The sequence below is a fragment of the Algibacter sp. L4_22 genome, assembly GCF_023473045.1.
Lineage (GTDB): Bacteria > Bacteroidota > Bacteroidia > Flavobacteriales > Flavobacteriaceae > Algibacter.
This window is the reverse complement of record NZ_JAMCOK010000002.1, coordinates 346,851-363,265: the sequence shown is the minus strand read 5'-3', so window position 1 is coordinate 363,265 and position 16,415 is coordinate 346,851. Positions and strand designations below refer to the sequence as shown.

The window sequence follows — 16,415 nt, the reverse complement described above, 5'->3', positions numbered from 1 at the left end:
TTGTTTTATAGGAAAAGTTAATGGCTACCCAACTCTAAGCAGGCAAGTAAATACAGAATGTAGAACCTTTACCGGGCTCACTCTGCGCTACAATATGTCCTTTATGATTTAATACGATTTTCTTGCAAATGGCTAAGCCAATTCCGGTTCCCGAATATTCGTCTTTTTGATGTAAACGCTCGAAGAGACCAAATATTTTTTCGGCATTTTCCTGATCGAAACCAATACCATTATCCATTATAGATATGCGATAGTAGTTTTTACGTTTCTTATCAAAGACTTCCGTAATTTTATTTCTAGATAGTTTTTTACAGTCAATAACAATTTTTGGAGGCTCTGTAGTGCTGCCATATTTAATAGCGTTAGAGACTAAGTTATTAAACAGTTGCTCCATTTGAAAAGGAATGGCTTTTAATGATGGCAAGGTGTCTATAGCAATTTCAACACCCGTTTCCTCAATACGTTCTTCTAAATCATCCAATACTTTTTCCATAATATCGCTAAGCGATATTTTTACAAAATCCTTTTTAGTACGGTTAATGCGCGAGTAGGCTAGCAAATACTTAATAAGCGTTTGCATACGGTTTGCAGAACTATCTATTTTTTCAAAATACATTTTTCCCTTATCGGAAAGTTTATCTAACTCACGTTCCGAAAGGCGAGAAATAAACATTTGAATTTTCCGCATAGGTTCTTGTAAATCATGACTCGCCACACGGTTGAAACTTTCCAATTCGGCATTAGAACGTTTTAACTCTTCATTCTTATTTCTTAATTTTTCTTCAGTCTTTACACGGTTGGTAATATCTTGCACCACACCAACAGAAGCTGGTCTACCATCTTTTATTACTTTTTGTCCGTTTACATAAATATGTTTTACGTTACCTCTTTTAGTAATTACACGGTAGGTATGTATATCAGAGTTTCCATGTTCTACCGTTTCCTCACCTAATTGATCGTAACGACCCAAATCGTCTGGATGCACAAGTTCTCGATAGTTTTCAAAAGTAACATCAAATTCCTTTGGAGTAAAACCTAAAATTCTATAGAAATTGTCCGATATATTTGCGGCACCTGTATCTAAATACCAAACATAACTACCAATATCTGCAACACCTTCGGCATCTTTAAAAATGGAGTTTTGTATTTCTAGTTCAGCATTTAGATCGTTTAATTTAGCAGCTCTTGTTTTTTCAAGTGTAATATCGCTTGTGGTTACCGTTACACCATCGTTAAGTTTAATAGCTGTAGCTTGGAACCATTTGGTTTTACCATCTTTTTCAAAATGCGTTTCGTATTCTATTTGGCGCTCTTCTTCTATACAAGTCACCATTTTTTCGAATACGCCATTTGTGAATATTGAAGGATAAATTTCCGAAGCTTTTTTATGCTTAACATCGGCAGGAATATCACCCATAACATCGCTAATGGCATCGTTGATAAATAAGGTGTCAAAATCAATAATTTTACCGGCCGCATCTCTAATAGATTTAAAGTGCATCACGATGTTTGAGGTACTTTTAAATATGTTACTTAAAAAAGCACGATTATCTAGCAGTAAAAGGTTTTGAGTTTCTAGTTGATTTTTAGCAGAAATTAGGTTTTGCTTAATAGCATATTCTTCGGTGGTATCGCTGGCAGTAGCTAAAACACCATCGTTTAGTTTAACCACATTGGTCTTAAAACGATATTTGATACCATTAAAATTATTAGTTTTTTCGAAGCGTTGGGTTTCGCCACTGTTGTAGCAGGTTACCATAGCATCGAAAACACCATTTTCAAAATGAATAGGCAACACTTGAGAAAGTAATTTACCTTCCAAAACAAGTGACGATGTGTCTAATACTTCTTCAATATTTTCGTTGACATAAACAATTTCGAAATCGGTTATTTTATCATGCTCATCTTTAATAGGCTTGTAATAACTCACTATATTTTCGGTGTTTTTTAAAACACTTTCTAGGAAGGCTGTGGTTCTATCATTCTTTTTTCGTTGTTTATTAATTTGCCAAAACGAAATTATAAATATAAGCAAGGCAAACATTCCTAAAAATAAAGTCATTATCGGGTTTAGGCGTCTCGATGCAGAAAACTCTTCTTGGCGACGCGATAACAGTATTTCTTCGTGGCCCAGCATGTTGGCCTTAATAGTTTCTATTTTACGTATTAAGGTAGATACATCACTTAAATATGCATTTTCAAGTTCTTTATCTGTAGTGATATTTGCATTTAAAGCGTCTAAGTTTTTATAGAATGCACCTTCCAAATCCATTAACTCTTCTAAGTTCTTTTGTTGCTTAAGGTTGTCTTTTGTTAATATATTAAGCCTTTTAAATATTTTTAGGGTAGTATCTCTATGGGTTTTCAGTAAAGCGGTGCCATCAACATTATTTAACAGCTTATTTTCAAAAACTCTGGATTGCATCATAGCATATTGCGAAAACAGACTGTTAATCTCGGTTTCTACACGTAGTGTGTGCATTACCATTTCGGCAGTTTTCTCTAATTCCTTAATTTGCTTGTAGCTATTGCTACCTAAATACATAAGCACCGATAGGGCCAAAATAAGGAGTACAATAAATATTTTGTATGTTTTAATCACCTTCTAATTCGAATTTATATGAATGATAACCTCGCTAAAGTAAGGAAACTATTTTTTAAAAAACCGTTTCGATTAAAGCTGTAATCGATTGCGTTAAAAAAAATAGTGAATGAGCACAGAAAAGAATCTTTCCTATGTTATCCGACAATAAACCTTAAAGAAGTATCCGTTATAAGCGTAATAAAAAATTATCTCTATTAAGGGCAGAGGTGTGGTATTGCCAATTAATTTTTAGAACTTTATCTATAGCTTTTTTTAAAGCAGAAAAACTATTGGGTTTATTAATATAGACGTTGGCACCGTTAACAAAGGTGTTTTCAATATCTTCTTCGGATGATGATGTGGAATATATAGCAACACATAACTCTTTAAGTTTATCGTTTGCACGAATTTCTTTTAAGCATTGCATACCATTTTTTATAGGCATATTTAAATCTAAAAATACAATTTCGGGTAAAATGGTATCTGGTAAAACTAAATAATCCATAAGGGCTTTACCATCATTAAATAACGATAGTTTAGTTTTTACATCAATTTCCGATATAGCCTCATCGAATAATAAGCGATCATCTTCGTCATCGTCGGCCAAAACAATATTCATAATAGTTAACGGCATAGCTCTAAATTTTTATTATTCAATTTCTTGTCGTTTTTTAATAATACGCTGAAAAGCAGAAGGCGTAAGGCCCGTTGTTTTTTTAAACTGCGTAGATAAATGTGCAACACTACTATAATTTAGTTGGTGAGCAATTTCTGTGAGAGTAAAGTCTTTATGAATAATAAGATGCTTGGCAAGGTCAATTTTTTTCAGAATAATGAAATTCTCTATAGAAGAATAGGTTATTTCTGAAAATAAAGACGATAGATGTGCATAAGAATAGTTTAATTCATCGGCCAAATAACTAGAAACATTATACTTTCTAGATTTCTCTGGATCGCTTATAAGTTCTGTTATTACGTCTTTTATGCGTTCTACTAAAACGTTTTGTGGGTTGGCTAATATTTCAATGCCATACTTGTTAAAAGCTTCCTTTACGTTTTCGATTTCTAATGCAGAGAGTTTTTTCTGGAATTCAACTTCACCTAAGTTATTAAGCTTGTACTCTAAACCAAGCGCTTCTAATTGTTCGTGTAAAACGGCTTTACAGATAAAAGTATAATCAAATTTGATATTTATTTTCATAAAACCAGACTAATATTGGATCTAAATTATTTAAAAAAAATGTACTTTTTTGAGTATAAATTTATTTCGATAAATATAGTATTTTTATTAATATGGAATCTTTTTATTTAAGCAGTAAGAAAACAAAAGAAAAGGGTAATTGAAACCAGAAAACATGAAGTTAAGAAGGTGTACAAAAAAGCCATTACTAAGTGGAAGAATTTCCATGTTTGTAATTCTTCTTCGTAATATTTTATTATGGGAATTAAGTGCTTATGAAGTTAAAGAATCTATTAAGAATTCTGTTTTTCTTGTTCGAAAATATTAGCTTTTTGTGATACATTTTTATTTGGGATAGCTTTAAAGAATTCTGCCGTACTTGTATTGCTAGCAGGACTGTAGTTTGCCAAAACAGTACCTTTATTGCCATCTCTTGTTTCAATAACATATAGCATGGACATATCGGAAGGGTTACTGATTCCCTCAAAACGATGTTCTGCAACCACTGTAATATCTATAGGGTAGTACTCCGTTTTAGTTTCGGTACCTACTAATTTATGGTTCACCATCATGAAATTGCTAGTAAAACCTTTTTGTTGGTACATTTTAATGTAATCTTTCTCGCTTTTTAAATTTTTATTTTCCATGGTCTCTTTATTTTCAAGAAACAACGGGCTAAATCTTTAAGTAGAAATGCCCGTTGTTTGCTATTATATTAATTCTTTCTATCAATACTATTAATTGTCATCAGTAGCATCGTCAATTTCGTCTTCAATTTCCTCAACACCTTCTTCGATGTTGTCTCCAGCATCATCGATGGTTTCTTCAACTTTTTCCGATGTCGATTTTTCATCTCTACAACTTGTAAAAGAAGATATTGAAATAGTGAATAATAAGGCGTATGCTAGTAATAAAAATGGTTTTTTCATTGTGTATATGTTTTTATTGTTAATGTGGTATTGGTCTGTTTTTTCCTTGCACCAATATTTGCAAGGTGAGTTAAATTATACCCTTTTATTTCCTCTAATTAAAGAGACTATAAATAGTACAATGAAAATGAAAAATAAAACTTTAGCGATGCTTGCAGCACCTGCAGCTATTCCTCCAAACCCGAAAACTCCGGCAATTATTGCTAATATTATAAAAGTGACTGTCCAACGTAACATAGTAATTTGTTTTTAAGGTTAATAATTCGGTTGATACTTTATCAACTTCCTTTACACAAAGATGCCATTTAACTGGCGTGTAGATTGCCGTAATCGGTTCTATTGTTAATCCATTTGATGAATACTTGAAAAAACTTGGTATTCCTTGTTATACTGTAGATTCCGCCCAAGAATAAATAGAGACTAACAAAAAAAGATGCTATATAGCATCTCTTTTTTTATTAGTAAACATAAGTTGATATTAACTTAGATCTTCTAAAAATTTTATAGTGTTTAAGTCAGATTTAATACTTTTCATCTGGTTGCTTAATAATGTTGCCGTACTTAATGGTAAGGCGGTGTCTTTTAGAGCATCTTCATATTCTGCCACGGCAGCTTTTTCTCCTCTAATAGATTCTTCTAGCATAGATTCGGCATCGTTTGCAGAAAACAAGGCTTTGGTGTCCATCCAGGCTCTGTGTACAGTTCCCGTTACGCTGCCACCTTTTTCTGGCTCTTCACCAAATTTTAAAATTTCAGTTTTTAAGTCGTGACCAAAATTGTAACGTTCTTTACTACGTTTTTTAAAGTATGGTTTTAATAAAGAGTGATCTGTATTTTCTGCTGCTTTTGCGTAGCCTTTTTCAGCATCGTATGTTTTTTCTAAAATTTCGTTTAGTTTATTTCCTACTGTTTCTGTGTAAGTACTCATAGTCTTTTTTTGTTTTTAATTAGTAGACTTTTCTTTAATGATACAGCCTATTTAATATCACACTCAAATTTACTATTATTGAAAGGTTAACCTTAACGGAAACCATTCAGTTATTAGCTCAAATGATAAACGTTTTAATTAGAGTGAATTAAAGTTGATATTTTTCTTTTTATTGAAATGAAGCTCGTGAAGTGTTTTGAAATTTAGGATAATAAATGAAGGCGAGCACCTTTCATATTAAAACAAAAAAATACAACTAAAACGTTTTAAGGTTCTAGTTGTATTAGTTTGTTTGTTTGTTTGTTTGTGTAAAAAAATCTTGGGAATATTTTACTATTTAATAATTTTGCGTAGAAGCATAAGTACGCCGTATTTTTTAATGCCTGTTAGGGCTGTGCTTATCCAGTTTGCTGGACTTAAGTCTTCTTTTAATTGATGTTTGGTCAATTTTAGTTCTTCTAAATGAATTTCGCGTTGAATACTCAATAGATGTAGTGCTGTATTAATTTCCTCTAAGGAATTATAATTTTTCTTTTTCATTAGTCAAAATAGTTTTCAGAGAGTTTTTTAATAACGCTATTTTCTATCTTTTTTCTCAGTAAATAAACAATACCAATTAAAAGGAAGAATACGCCAGCTATACATAAGTAACCTAAAGCGGCACTTTCAAAATACGTGCTTAAAGCGGCTGCACCTGCAACGGCTAAAAATATGAGACCCAGCGTACAAAGTATGCCGTAAATGGCTAACTTAATACCAGCAGTAGATAAAATGGCTAACTGCTGAAATACTTTTAATTCAAAGTAATTTTTAGAAGTCTGCACATACTCTTCTCCTGTTTTTACTGCCTTCGAGCTGGTCTCGTCTAATGCTTCAATTATTCCCATTTATGATTTCTTTTATATTGTTCTTATTATGATTTTTGAAGCTTTTTGTTTTTAGCTTTAAGATCTGCTAATTTAGTTTCTAACGTTGAAATTACGTCTTCTGCTTTATGACTTACATCCGATACAATGTTATCCAATTGTGTATCTAATGTTTCTCTTTTAGAGGCTACAGTAGAAGCTGCTTTATCTCTAATATCGAGTGTGGTTTCTGTAATACTCTCTTTAGCAGATTCTGCTTGTTCGGCAATTCTTTTTCTAGTTGCAGATCCTTTATCTGGTGCAAAAAGAATTCCTAATGCAGCACCTATTGCTGTTCCTGCTAATACTCCTAAAAATGTGTTTCCATTATTGTTCATGTTGTAAAATGTTTTAAATTAATATTACTTCTTGTTTCTGTTACAAAGATGCAATCTATTTACGGTTAGTATTGACGCAAACGCTTAAAATATTAACTTAGTCGGCATAGAATGGTATGAGGCAATATGTAAATGGATTGTGTTATCTTTATTGATAATATGTGTATACCTTGTGGCAGTATATTTAAAAATGAAATAATTATGATAACAACTAAAAACCCCTTTAATAATAAGGATATAAAGACTTATAAATTACATACGGAGTCTGAAGTTCAGCAAATAATTGATAAAGGCGCTAATGCTTTTAAAGATTGGAAAATGAAAACTATTGGTGATAGAACTGATATGCTTAATAAGGTATCTCAATTGCTACTAGAAAGAAAACAGGAATACGCAGAACTAATGACCAAAGAAATGGGTAAACCTATTTCACAGAGTATAGCCGAAATAGAAAAGTGTAGTGCAGTTTGCGACTTTTATGTAAAAAATGCGGCTTATTTTTTAGCCGATGAATTAATTAAAACCGATGCCAAAGAGAGTTTTATTAGTTACGATCCTTCTGGTACTATTTTAGCCATTATGCCATGGAACTATCCGTTTTGGCAAGTTATGCGCTTTGCTGCGCCAACACTTACTGCTGGTAATACAGCTATTTTAAAACATGCGTCTAACACCACAGGTTGTGCCTTGGCTATGCAGCAATTGTTTATAGATGCTGGATATCCAGAAGGTTGTTTTCAAACCGTATTAATAGGCCATGAGGATATTGAAACTATTATAGCTCACCAAAGTGTTACTGGTGTTACCCTAACAGGAAGCGAAAAAGCCGGACGTAGTATTGCAGCTTTAGCCGGAAAGCATTTAAAGAAATCGGTTATGGAATTGGGCGGAAATAACGCTTGTATTATTCTAGAAGATGCAAAATTAGAAAAGCATATCGATACTATAGTAATGGCAAGAATGCAAAATGCAGGACAGAGTTGTATTGCCGCTAAACGTTTTATTGTGGTCGAAGCTATTTACGATGAATTTATAGAAGCCTTTAAAAAACGTGTTGCTGAAATTAAAAAAGGAGATCCTATGGAGGAAGATACCGAAATAGGCGTAATGGCTAGAAAAGACTTAGTAGAAGGTTTAGAGAAACAAGTTGAAGACTCTATTAAAAAAGGCGCTAAAGTAACTTACGGTTATAATAACGACGGTAATTATTTTGAGCCGACTATTTTAGAAGATGTAAAACCAGGTATGCCAGCATTCGATGAGGAGCTTTTTGGACCAGTAGCAGCCATTATTCGTGTAGCGGATAAGCAAGAAGCTATAGAGACTGCAACACATTCTAAATTTGGTTTAGGTACCATGATTTTCACAAAAGACCTAGAAGCGGCTAGAAAGCTTATTAGTGATATTCCTGATGGCGCATTTTTTATAAATGATATGGTAAAATCGGATCCTCAATTACCTTTTGGAGGTACAAAGGCTTCTGGTTATGGACGCGAATTGTCTCAGGAAGGTATATTAGAATTCGTAAATAAGAAAACGGTATATATCAAGAAATAGAAATCTAATAAAATAGATTGCGTTAATATAAAAAGAGCCCTATAATTAGGGCTCTTTTTATGTCTAGCGCATAAAAAAACCTCATCTTGAAGTTAATTTCAAGATGAGGTTATTTAATTCTATTTAGTTTGAAAAAGTCTATTCAAACTAAGTTAATTATTTTTGTTGTGTAATGGCTTTTGCATTAGTAAACTCGCGTACACCAAAACCACCGTGTTCTCTTCCGTAACCCGAATCTTTTACGCCTCCAAAAGGCATATTAGGATACGCTAAGCCATAAGAATTAATATGTATCATTCCTGTATCAAAATGATTTTTGGCTAACTCTAAAGCTTTCTCTTCGTTTTTACTGAAAATACCACCACCTAAACCAAACTTACTATCATTGGCAATGCGCATAGCATCTTCATTATCTTTTGCTTTTATTAAAGAAGCTACAGGTCCAAAAAGCTCATCGCTATATGCAGGTTGCCCTGGTTTTACGTTATCTAAAACAGTAGAAGGGTAGAAGTAACCTTTTGTGTTCGGTATTTCGCCACCGCATAAAATTTTAGCACCGTTTTCAACACTTTTTGTTACTTTATCATGTAGTTCTTCTCTTAAATCTTTTCGAGCTATAGGGCCTAAATCGGTATCCGAATTTGTGGGATCACCAAGTTCCATACTCTCCATAAGGCTTACAAATTTTTCTTTAAAAGCATCGTAAGCACTATCAGCTACTATAAAACGTTTAGCGGCAACACAGGTTTGTCCGTTATTGTATATTCTAGCTTTGGCACAAACTTCTGCTGCTAAGTCTATATCAGCATCGTCTAAAACAACATAAGCATCGTTACTACCAAGTTCTAAAACGGTTTTCTTTAATACTTCGGCAGATTTTATAGCTACGTGTTTTCCGGCTCCAGAACTCCCTGTTAAGGTAACACCTCTAACGGCATCGTTGGCAATAATTTCATCCGATACATCGTGATTAATAACTAGTACCTGAAACAAGTCTTTTGGAAGCCCTGCTTCTTCATATATTTTCTTCAACATAATGGCCGATCCTGTTACGTTTTTAGCGTGTTTAAGTAAAACACCGTTTCCTGCCATTAAGTTGGCTATAGAATAACGAATAGGTTGGTATAACGGGAAATTCCAGGGTTGAATACCGTAAATTACGCCAATTGGCGAATAATGTATAGTTCCTTTTCCTCCATCATAAAGTGGTCTGTGTTCATCTTGTAAATGTTTTAAACCTTCTGTAGCGGTATAGTCGCAAATGCCAATACACAATTCTATTTCTTCATAACTCTGTGAAATTAGTTTACCCATTTCTTCAGTCATAAGTTTAGCATAGGCATCCTTATTTTTCTCTAAAGTTTCACCAATAGATTTTATAATTTTTGCACGTTCATCTAAAGATGTTAATTTCCACTTTAAAAAGGCGTTGTGTGCGTCTTTTACTTTGCTGGCAGCTTCTTTGCTGTCCATGTATTTATATGTTTCTATTGTTTCTCCTGTTGCAGGATTAATAGTCTCAAAATGGGTTTTATCTTTTGTATTACTCATAATTTTTTCTTTCTTTTTCTAGTTTTTATTTATGGACTCAGGCGCGTTTCTACTTCTCACTTCTGCTTACATTGGCACGTTCTGGAGCTTCTAAATTCTCTTTGTCTTCACCGCCTTGTCCAAATAGGGTGTTTTCTTCATCTGTAATAATTTGAGTGGTGTTAATACCACTTTTACTTCTTCCTGGGATATCTAAATCTTTCCCTTGAAAATCTATCGATTCTTCGCGGTCTAGTAACAATCTATCATCTTCAGAGTCTGCTCTCAGGCCTTTTTTTCCTAGGGCGCTGATATCATCTTCTGTAATGTTAGAATTATAAGTTGAATCTGTATTATTTATGTTTTCTGAAGTTTTCATTGTATTATATTTTAAGGGTTAATGTTAAAATGGGATGGCTTTAAAAGAAATAGGCCTCAACATTCAAAAGTTTGTCAAGACCATTTCCAACCACCTATAGTTATCTTTAATTAAGCGTTTATCTAGCTCCCATTTTATCTTTTGTCTTGTTTAGCTGAATCTCTAAGTCTTGAAGAGTTTCAGCAATAGCGGCTTCAAATGTTTCTGCATTTGTGGATGCAAATACCCTTGGGCCAGGCAAACTTAAGCGTATGTCACAAATTTGTTCTTTATCATCCGTTCGGTTTTGTACTTTAAAAAATACATCTGCCCGATGGACAAAATTGAATTTTTTCTGTAAGCTTTCTAGTTTGTCTTTTGCGATGGCTTCTAAGCTACTATTTGCAGAGACATCGTGATATTGATATATAATTTGCATGTGTTTAGGTTTTAGTTAATTTCTTTTTAAATAAGTAAAGAAATTTTGGTGTTAAAATGATTTTTGAGAATGAATGGTATCTAAAAGTTCTGTTTTAGAAACCGACATACCGTAAATTTCTTGATCGGGATCCATAATTTTAGAATCACTTAAGTTTCCAACATAAACAGCATCGAAACCAATATCTTCTATAAGTTCTTTTACCACGTTTTTACTACTTTCGTCTTGCGCTGCAAAAGGGACAGATAGTTTGTCTTGCATTCTAAAAGCACGATTTTTTAAGTGATCGGCTTGTATGGTATTAAATGCTTTGGCTGTTTTTGCTGTACCAAATTTCATGGCTGTATATTCCGATGCATTATAATTAGCATCTCTTACATTTTGTGCCATATCGCCATCTCGAGATGGATACGGATTAGTAGCATCTAAAATGATGCTGTTTGCATATTCGCCTGCGTAATGTTCTGCGATTTCGTCAATGGCTTTAAACGGCATGGCTAATACATAAACATCAGCTTTAGCTTCAAAAGTTTCTGTTACAGTCAAAGCTTTAGCATTGGCTCCAGCTTCCTTAACAAGACTTCCTAATTCTTCTGGGTGTCTCGAGCTAAATAGCACGTTATGGCCTGCTTGTGCCCAATGTTTTCCTAAATTTCCTCCAATTTTTCCGCTTCCTATTATTCCTATTTTCATAATTGTATGTTTTTATATTCTGAATTGCTTCAGAAGGGTTCATTATTCTTACTACTTCAATATTACGACTCAATGACGGTGTGGGTTGACTTGTTCCCGTTCTTTTTTGATGCTATCCATTAAGAAGGATTAAATCGCTATAAATTGAATGGTATTTAACGTGTAAGCTGTTTCTATTACTATTTATTGGGTTTCTCCGTATTGCTTTTTGTAAATGCGAAGTACAATAAGGAATAAACTAACTAATAAAGGCCCGAAGATTAACCCGATAAAACCGAATAGTGGTACCCCAACCAAAACGCCCACTAAGGTTATTAAAGGGTGTACATCGTCGAGCCTTTTTAATATATATAGTCTAAACACATTATCGGTGGCCCCAATAGCTACAATACCGTAAATTAATATTCCCCAAGCTTGGAAATTATCACCGTTTGATAAGGCTAATAAAAACACGGGAATGGTACCCAATGCGCTACCTACAAACGGAATCATAGATCCAACGGTAACAATGGCTGCCCAGAAAAATGGATCGGAAATGCCGAATATTAAAAAGCCAATTAGGCTCACAATACCTTGACCAATGGCTACTAAAGGAATACCGAGTGCATTTGCTTTTACATTGGCGTTAGTTTCCTTGCCTATGGTTTTTAGGTTTTCATCTTTTATAGGGATATATTCATATAAAGATTCTTTTAATTTTTTTCTATTGGTTAACATAAAAAACAAAAGGAAGTACATTAAAGTTATGGATATTACCATATTAAATGTGCCACCTGCAAAATTTTGTAATTTATCTGATAACCAAGATGTAATGGCTCCAGTATCTATATCGGAAGCCGTGTTTATATTGAAATACGATTCTACTTTTTCTAATTGTCCTTTTCCGGCATTAATCACTTTCTGAGAGTTATCAACCGCATATTGAATTTTACTTCCCATCATAACTGCTAAACCAGCTACGGGAACCATAATACACAAAAAAGACATCATCATTAAAAAGAGGGCTGCCATATTAGGGTACCAACCTTTATCAGTTAATTTTTTCATTGGTTTTTTTAGAATAACATAAATAGTTATTGCCCCAAGAACACCACTTAAATAGGGTAGAGTTTCCTTGATTATGAGAGTACCCATTAGAATTATGAGTAGCAGAACGAAAATTTGTCTAATAATTTGTGGGCTGATATGTTTCATAAGTAATAGTGATTAATGGTTAGTTTTCCATTACATCAAAACTCAGGATTTAAGATGAAATCAATTAATGGTATCCATTAAAAAGTTAACTCGTATAGAACTGATAGTTATTCTTTTATAATACCGATAGTCTTCGGTTCAATGCCTTTACCATAACGTTTTGCATAGACATAGGTGAATTCGGCACCAAAGAACAGAATAAGGGATGAATAAGATACCCATAACAAAATTAGAACAATACTTCCGGCTGCGCCATAGGTAGAACCCGGATCGGCTTGACCGAAATAAATACCTAATAATAATTTACCAACTACAAAGAGTATGGCGGTAAGTATAGCACCAATCCATACAGTTCGCCATTTAATTTTAGCATCGGGTAAGTACTTAAACATTAAAGCAAAAAGCACAGAAATAATACCCACAGATAATACAAAATCTAATATGTAAGCGATGTATAATAGAACATCTGGTAAGGCATCGCGTATATAACTATTTAATGCGCTAATGGCTGCTGTAACTATAAAACTAACTAAAAGTAAAAAACCTATAACCAATATGAAGGCAAAGCTCAAGGCACGATCGGTAATAATTTTCCAGATTTTAGCATTAGGATTGGTTTTAATTTTCCAGATTTCGTTAAGCGATATTTTTAGCTGATAAAATACACCAGTTGCACCAAAAAGTAGCGTACCAATACCTATAACTGTAGACAGAAAATTACTTTCTGAATTTTGAGTTTCACTAATAATATTCTCTATGGCACTTGCGGCATCTTTACCTAATGCGGCCGAAATTTCATCGGTTAATTGTCCTTGTACAATCTCAACACCCCAAATAGCACCAATTACATTTATTATAATCACCAATAAAGCGGGTAGTGCCAATACGGTATAGTACGCCACAATAGCACTAAGCCTAAACGGATCGTCGGCCATCCAAGAGGTGTATGTTTCTTTTATTAAAGAAGGAAGTTCTTTAATGCTAAATTGATGTGTTGTTTGTAATTGCTCCATGGTACAGCGCAGTTTTAGTGGGATTTAAAAAGCGGATTGAATAAAAATGAATGCATGCTCTTTATTAAAAAAGGTGTGCCTTTTTTATTCTAAAAATAAAAAGACACACCTAATAGTCTTGAAGTATATATTTTTAATTAAGATAGCGTGTCTAAAGCTTCTCCGATAAGAGTATTACCTTCTATAATTTCAAAAGTTTGGTTAATAGCGGCGTCATCATGTAGTGATCTCACTAAAGTTTGAGCAACATCGGCTCTACTAATAGAACCACTTTTATTTAAACTTTTTTCTAATTCAATATGGTCTGTGGCGTTATTATCTGTTAAGCTTCCTGGTCTAACAATAGTATATGTTAATTCGCTTAATTTTAAATATTCATCAGCATTATGTTTAGCCATTAAGTAGCTTTTTAAGTCGCTTGCTTTTTCTGGGTTTTCTGCTCCCATAGAACTTAACATAACAAATTTCTTAACATTGGCTTTTTTTGAAGCATCTACTAATTTTTTTGCACCTTCTTGGTCTACGTCAATAACGTTTTTTCCTCCAGAACCCGCTGCAAATATTACTTTATCTATACCTTTTAAGGTATGAGAGATATCTTTTTCTAAATCTCCTAAAACGGTTTCTATACCATCTTTTTTGAACTGTTCTTCTTGTTCGGCTTTACGAACCATAGCAACAGGTTTAAAATATTGAGATGCATTTAATAAGTTTACTATTTTTTTTCCGGTGGTACCGTTGGCACCAGCTACTAATATATTTTCCATAATTTGTTTTTTTCAAAGGTGCTACTATTTCATGTTTATCTTTAATCCAAATGAATCTATTATTGACACTATTACTTTTTGAGAGTATAAACTTTGAGGAGATTGAATCTACTGTTTTATTGAGTTAAAAATTTATAGGATACCGTTAATCAGAGTTATACTTGATAATTAAATTTGACGGCATTATATAGATTAACAAACTTGTAATAATAAATCATCAAGGATGATTAAGTAAACACATAAAAAGAAAGATAATGAAACAAGGAAAAGAAAATTTTGAATTTGTAAAAGATAAGAATGATGAAAAAGGGAATTATATTTTTCAAAAAGATAAGCTGACGAAATATGGATTCTATTTTGTGGCAGCTATATTAATTATTTTGGTAACTTTTTTGATCTCTTTATAGGATTAAAGACGAAATTATTCAACTCTATAATTATTTATAATTTTATCCAAGTAACCCTAATAGGTACTCATAACTTATTCCGAAAAGAACAGCTAAACCATAGCTTAATAAAGTTCCTATAAGAATGTATTCTGTAAGTTTTCTATCTTTTGCTTTAGACAAATCACTAAAACGAAGCACTGACTTTGCGGCAATCAAAAAGCCAATACCTGTCCAGTGTTGAGAAATTATTAGAACAAACACAAAAAGACGTTCAAGGATACCAATAAAAGCACCAGCATTTTCTAAAGATAAATTACTGTTATTTTCTTTAAAATACCATTTAGATATTACGGTTTTCATGATAATTGAAGAAACCACTGTTACGCCTAATATGGCTGTAATTAGTAATAAGAATTTAGGGTTGTATAATGAGTTAATGTTTAAGGCGTAAGGCTTATAAACACTAACAACAATGGCGATTACTATTAAATGTGCTAGTTGGTCTAAACCAAATAATAATCTAGCATTAGATTTTGTTTTTAGTTTAAGTTTGATGAGGTCTATAATGTAATGAGATAAGATGATGATTAGAAAACCGAGCCAATATTCGAAATTGAATTGTAAAACGACAAGTAAAGCTGCAAAATGCACTAAAATATGATAATATAAGTATTTAGATTTGTGCTTGCGAGATTCTTTATGTTCTACCCATTTTTGTGGTTGAAGCAGGAAATCGCCTATAAAATGAGCAAGTATGAGTTTAATAAAGAGTATAATCATAATGTTTTTACTTGTGCGTTGTAGTAGTTTAATAGTTTGGAAATTTCATCGAAACCACCACGTTTCAGTCCTTTGCTAATATTACTTTGCGTAGTGTTAAAGTGTGCTGCAAGTTCCACTTGGGTAAGTTCGGGATTTTCTAAAGCCATTTTAATGAGTTTAGCTGAGGTTGTTGTCCAATTATTTATGGTAAGCAAAGCCAATTCAAACATAATATTGGTTTGTATATCAAAATGCTCAAAAGGGGATTTTATAGCAAGTGTTGTTTTTTTTAAGTCGTCAAAGCATTCACCAGAATTAATATAAGCCGTGCCGTTAGACTCGGTTATTTTATCGGAGGAATATGTTTTTTCTCCAAGACCTATCGCAATTCTAACATCAATTTTTTTGAATTGTTTTATACTCGATTTTATTAAAATAGCCGCTTTTAATGCTTGTTCCGGCTTGGTTTCTAATTGGAAACTATCACCTCTAAAAACGTCCCACTGCGTAGGCTGTTTACCATATTGGTTCAAAACTTCTTTAAGCGTATTTAGCCATTTTTTGGGCTCGCTAGATTTTGAATTTATAATATCTCCCGTTATTATGCTAATCATTGTAATTTAGGCTTCTTTATCAAATGTATTACTTTTCTGTTTCATTACAAAATATATTCCTTTAAAATAGAATATTTTATTTTATTCCTTTATATGGTAATATTTATAAATATTACCTTTTAAGGTTTTAATTTTAAATATATTGTAATTAGCTACTATTTATATGCTTTAATTTTAAAAGTGAGGAAAATTAAAACTTCAAACTAATATATTTGCAGTATAATTTATCAAAAAT

Annotated in this window: 21 protein-coding genes; 2 read left to right on the top strand and 19 right to left on the bottom strand. The window is 32.8% G+C overall.

The window, feature by feature from the left end; genetic code table 11:
* Window positions 1-34 precede the first annotated feature (34 nt).
* The 10 genes from M4I23_RS19920 to M4I23_RS06155 all read right to left on the bottom strand — a co-directional run bounded on the left by M4I23_RS19920 (window position 35) and on the right by M4I23_RS06155 (window position 6,864).
* Entirely contained in the window at window positions 35-2,602 is a 2,568-nt protein-coding gene (locus M4I23_RS19920) for an ATP-binding protein (RefSeq protein ID WP_249753803.1), read from the bottom strand.
* Window positions 2,603-2,771: 169 nt separating this feature from the next.
* The gene (locus M4I23_RS06195) at window positions 2,772-3,218 is read right to left on the bottom strand and encodes a response regulator (RefSeq protein ID WP_158849708.1); all 447 of its coding nucleotides are present in this window, start codon (window positions 3,216-3,218) and stop codon (window positions 2,772-2,774) included.
* Between the two features lie 15 nt (window positions 3,219-3,233).
* The gene (locus tag M4I23_RS06190) at window positions 3,234-3,785 is read right to left on the bottom strand and encodes an AraC family transcriptional regulator (RefSeq protein ID WP_249753802.1); all 552 of its coding nucleotides are present in this window, start codon (window positions 3,783-3,785) and stop codon (window positions 3,234-3,236) included.
* A 272-nt stretch (window positions 3,786-4,057) separates the two neighbouring features.
* The gene (locus tag M4I23_RS06185) at window positions 4,058-4,411 is read right to left on the bottom strand and encodes a hypothetical protein (RefSeq protein ID WP_249753801.1); all 354 of its coding nucleotides are present in this window, start codon (window positions 4,409-4,411) and stop codon (window positions 4,058-4,060) included.
* Window positions 4,412-4,501: 90 nt separating this feature from the next.
* Window positions 4,502-4,693 (bottom strand): hypothetical protein, encoded by a 192-nt coding sequence (locus tag M4I23_RS06180; RefSeq protein WP_158849714.1) that lies wholly within the window; start codon window positions 4,691-4,693, stop codon window positions 4,502-4,504.
* Between the two features lie 75 nt (window positions 4,694-4,768).
* Window positions 4,769-4,930, bottom strand: a complete 162-nt coding sequence (locus tag M4I23_RS06175) for a DUF1328 family protein (protein ID WP_249753800.1) — start codon at window positions 4,928-4,930, stop codon at window positions 4,769-4,771.
* 241 nt (window positions 4,931-5,171) lie between these two features.
* The gene (locus M4I23_RS06170; protein ID WP_249753799.1) at window positions 5,172-5,621 is read right to left on the bottom strand and encodes a PA2169 family four-helix-bundle protein; all 450 of its coding nucleotides are present in this window, start codon (window positions 5,619-5,621) and stop codon (window positions 5,172-5,174) included.
* A 333-nt stretch (window positions 5,622-5,954) separates the two neighbouring features.
* Entirely contained in the window at window positions 5,955-6,161 is a 207-nt protein-coding gene (locus M4I23_RS06165) for a DUF6327 family protein (protein ID WP_249753798.1), read from the bottom strand.
* A complete protein-coding gene (locus M4I23_RS06160) occupies window positions 6,161-6,508 on the bottom strand; it encodes a hypothetical protein (RefSeq protein WP_158849722.1) in 348 nt (115 codons plus the stop codon). The genes M4I23_RS06165 and M4I23_RS06160 overlap by 1 nt, the downstream gene beginning before the upstream one ends.
* Window positions 6,509-6,534: 26 nt before the next feature.
* Window positions 6,535-6,864: a YtxH domain-containing protein gene (locus M4I23_RS06155; RefSeq protein ID WP_158849724.1), complete on the bottom strand. Its 330-nt coding sequence runs from the start codon at window positions 6,862-6,864 to the stop codon at window positions 6,535-6,537.
* A 201-nt stretch (window positions 6,865-7,065) separates the two neighbouring features.
* Here M4I23_RS06155 and M4I23_RS06150 point away from each other — a divergent pair, with 201 nt between their 5' ends.
* Window positions 7,066-8,421 carry an NAD-dependent succinate-semialdehyde dehydrogenase gene (locus tag M4I23_RS06150; protein WP_249753797.1) on the top strand — a complete coding sequence of 452 codons (1,356 nt, stop codon included), beginning with the start codon at window positions 7,066-7,068 and terminating at the stop codon, window positions 8,419-8,421.
* 156 nt (window positions 8,422-8,577) lie between these two features.
* Here the strand turns inward: M4I23_RS06150 and M4I23_RS06145 are convergent, their stop codons facing one another.
* From M4I23_RS06145 to M4I23_RS06115, 7 genes are all read right to left on the bottom strand, one after another.
* Entirely contained in the window at window positions 8,578-9,972 is a 1,395-nt protein-coding gene (locus tag M4I23_RS06145) for an NAD-dependent succinate-semialdehyde dehydrogenase (protein WP_249753796.1), read from the bottom strand.
* Window positions 9,973-10,021: 49 nt separating this feature from the next.
* Window positions 10,022-10,330, bottom strand: a complete 309-nt coding sequence (locus M4I23_RS06140; protein ID WP_249753795.1) for a hypothetical protein — start codon at window positions 10,328-10,330, stop codon at window positions 10,022-10,024.
* A gap of 118 nt (window positions 10,331-10,448) precedes the next feature.
* Window positions 10,449-10,748 carry a ribosome-associated translation inhibitor RaiA gene (gene raiA, locus M4I23_RS06135; RefSeq protein WP_249753794.1) on the bottom strand — a complete coding sequence of 100 codons (300 nt, stop codon included), beginning with the start codon at window positions 10,746-10,748 and terminating at the stop codon, window positions 10,449-10,451.
* A gap of 51 nt (window positions 10,749-10,799) precedes the next feature.
* Window positions 10,800-11,441: an NADPH-dependent F420 reductase gene (locus tag M4I23_RS06130; RefSeq protein ID WP_042498672.1), complete on the bottom strand. Its 642-nt coding sequence runs from the start codon at window positions 11,439-11,441 to the stop codon at window positions 10,800-10,802.
* A 183-nt stretch (window positions 11,442-11,624) separates the two neighbouring features.
* A complete protein-coding gene (locus M4I23_RS06125) occupies window positions 11,625-12,635 on the bottom strand; it encodes an AI-2E family transporter (RefSeq protein WP_158849732.1) in 1,011 nt (336 codons plus the stop codon).
* Between the two features lie 107 nt (window positions 12,636-12,742).
* Window positions 12,743-13,648: a YihY/virulence factor BrkB family protein gene (locus tag M4I23_RS06120; RefSeq protein ID WP_249753793.1), complete on the bottom strand. Its 906-nt coding sequence runs from the start codon at window positions 13,646-13,648 to the stop codon at window positions 12,743-12,745.
* Between the two features lie 137 nt (window positions 13,649-13,785).
* Window positions 13,786-14,415 carry an SDR family oxidoreductase gene (locus tag M4I23_RS06115; protein WP_249753792.1) on the bottom strand — a complete coding sequence of 210 codons (630 nt, stop codon included), beginning with the start codon at window positions 14,413-14,415 and terminating at the stop codon, window positions 13,786-13,788.
* A 254-nt stretch (window positions 14,416-14,669) separates the two neighbouring features.
* Between M4I23_RS06115 and M4I23_RS06110 the strand changes: the two genes are divergently transcribed.
* On the top strand, window positions 14,670-14,822 hold the full coding sequence (locus M4I23_RS06110) for a hypothetical protein (protein ID WP_158849738.1): 153 nt from the start codon (window positions 14,670-14,672) through the stop codon (window positions 14,820-14,822).
* Between the two features lie 42 nt (window positions 14,823-14,864).
* Here M4I23_RS06110 and M4I23_RS06105 read toward each other — a convergent pair whose 3' ends face one another.
* Both M4I23_RS06105 and M4I23_RS06100 read right to left on the bottom strand, forming a co-directional pair.
* Window positions 14,865-15,584, bottom strand: a complete 720-nt coding sequence (locus M4I23_RS06105) for a DUF3307 domain-containing protein (RefSeq protein ID WP_249753791.1) — start codon at window positions 15,582-15,584, stop codon at window positions 14,865-14,867.
* Window positions 15,581-16,180, bottom strand: coding sequence for a SatD family protein (locus M4I23_RS06100; RefSeq protein ID WP_249753790.1), 600 nt, complete (start codon window positions 16,178-16,180; stop codon window positions 15,581-15,583). Before M4I23_RS06100 ends, M4I23_RS06105 begins: the two co-directional genes overlap by 4 nt.
* Window positions 16,181-16,415: the final 235 nt, after the last annotated feature.

What these genes read in the sequence shown, in the direction of transcription:
- M4I23_RS06195 (WP_158849708.1), bottom strand. Translation starts at nt 3,218, where the DNA reads ATGCCGTTAACTATTATGAATATTGTTTTGGCCGACGATGACGAAGAT.
- M4I23_RS06190 (WP_249753802.1), bottom strand. Translation starts at nt 3,785, where the DNA reads ATGAAAATAAATATCAAATTTGATTATACTTTTATCTGTAAAGCCGTT.
- M4I23_RS06185 (WP_249753801.1), bottom strand. Translation starts at nt 4,411, where the DNA reads ATGGAAAATAAAAATTTAAAAAGCGAGAAAGATTACATTAAAATGTAC.
- M4I23_RS06180 (WP_158849714.1), bottom strand. Translation starts at nt 4,693, where the DNA reads ATGAAAAAACCATTTTTATTACTAGCATACGCCTTATTATTCACTATT.
- M4I23_RS06175 (WP_249753800.1), bottom strand. Translation starts at nt 4,930, where the DNA reads ATGTTACGTTGGACAGTCACTTTTATAATATTAGCAATAATTGCCGGA.
- M4I23_RS06170 (WP_249753799.1), bottom strand. Translation starts at nt 5,621, where the DNA reads ATGAGTACTTACACAGAAACAGTAGGAAATAAACTAAACGAAATTTTA.
- M4I23_RS06165 (WP_249753798.1), bottom strand. Translation starts at nt 6,161, where the DNA reads ATGAAAAAGAAAAATTATAATTCCTTAGAGGAAATTAATACAGCACTA.
- M4I23_RS06160 (WP_158849722.1), bottom strand. Translation starts at nt 6,508, where the DNA reads ATGGGAATAATTGAAGCATTAGACGAGACCAGCTCGAAGGCAGTAAAA.
- M4I23_RS06155 (WP_158849724.1), bottom strand. Translation starts at nt 6,864, where the DNA reads ATGAACAATAATGGAAACACATTTTTAGGAGTATTAGCAGGAACAGCA.
- M4I23_RS06150 (WP_249753797.1), top strand. Translation starts at nt 7,066, where the DNA reads ATGATAACAACTAAAAACCCCTTTAATAATAAGGATATAAAGACTTAT.
- M4I23_RS06145 (WP_249753796.1), bottom strand. Translation starts at nt 9,972, where the DNA reads ATGAGTAATACAAAAGATAAAACCCATTTTGAGACTATTAATCCTGCA.
- M4I23_RS06140 (WP_249753795.1), bottom strand. Translation starts at nt 10,330, where the DNA reads ATGAAAACTTCAGAAAACATAAATAATACAGATTCAACTTATAATTCT.
- raiA (WP_249753794.1), bottom strand. Translation starts at nt 10,748, where the DNA reads ATGCAAATTATATATCAATATCACGATGTCTCTGCAAATAGTAGCTTA.
- M4I23_RS06130 (WP_042498672.1), bottom strand. Translation starts at nt 11,441, where the DNA reads ATGAAAATAGGAATAATAGGAAGCGGAAAAATTGGAGGAAATTTAGGA.
- M4I23_RS06125 (WP_158849732.1), bottom strand. Translation starts at nt 12,635, where the DNA reads ATGAAACATATCAGCCCACAAATTATTAGACAAATTTTCGTTCTGCTA.
- M4I23_RS06120 (WP_249753793.1), bottom strand. Translation starts at nt 13,648, where the DNA reads ATGGAGCAATTACAAACAACACATCAATTTAGCATTAAAGAACTTCCT.
- M4I23_RS06115 (WP_249753792.1), bottom strand. Translation starts at nt 14,415, where the DNA reads ATGGAAAATATATTAGTAGCTGGTGCCAACGGTACCACCGGAAAAAAA.
- M4I23_RS06110 (WP_158849738.1), top strand. Translation starts at nt 14,670, where the DNA reads ATGAAACAAGGAAAAGAAAATTTTGAATTTGTAAAAGATAAGAATGAT.
- M4I23_RS06105 (WP_249753791.1), bottom strand. Translation starts at nt 15,584, where the DNA reads ATGATTATACTCTTTATTAAACTCATACTTGCTCATTTTATAGGCGAT.
- M4I23_RS06100 (WP_249753790.1), bottom strand. Translation starts at nt 16,180, where the DNA reads ATGATTAGCATAATAACGGGAGATATTATAAATTCAAAATCTAGCGAG.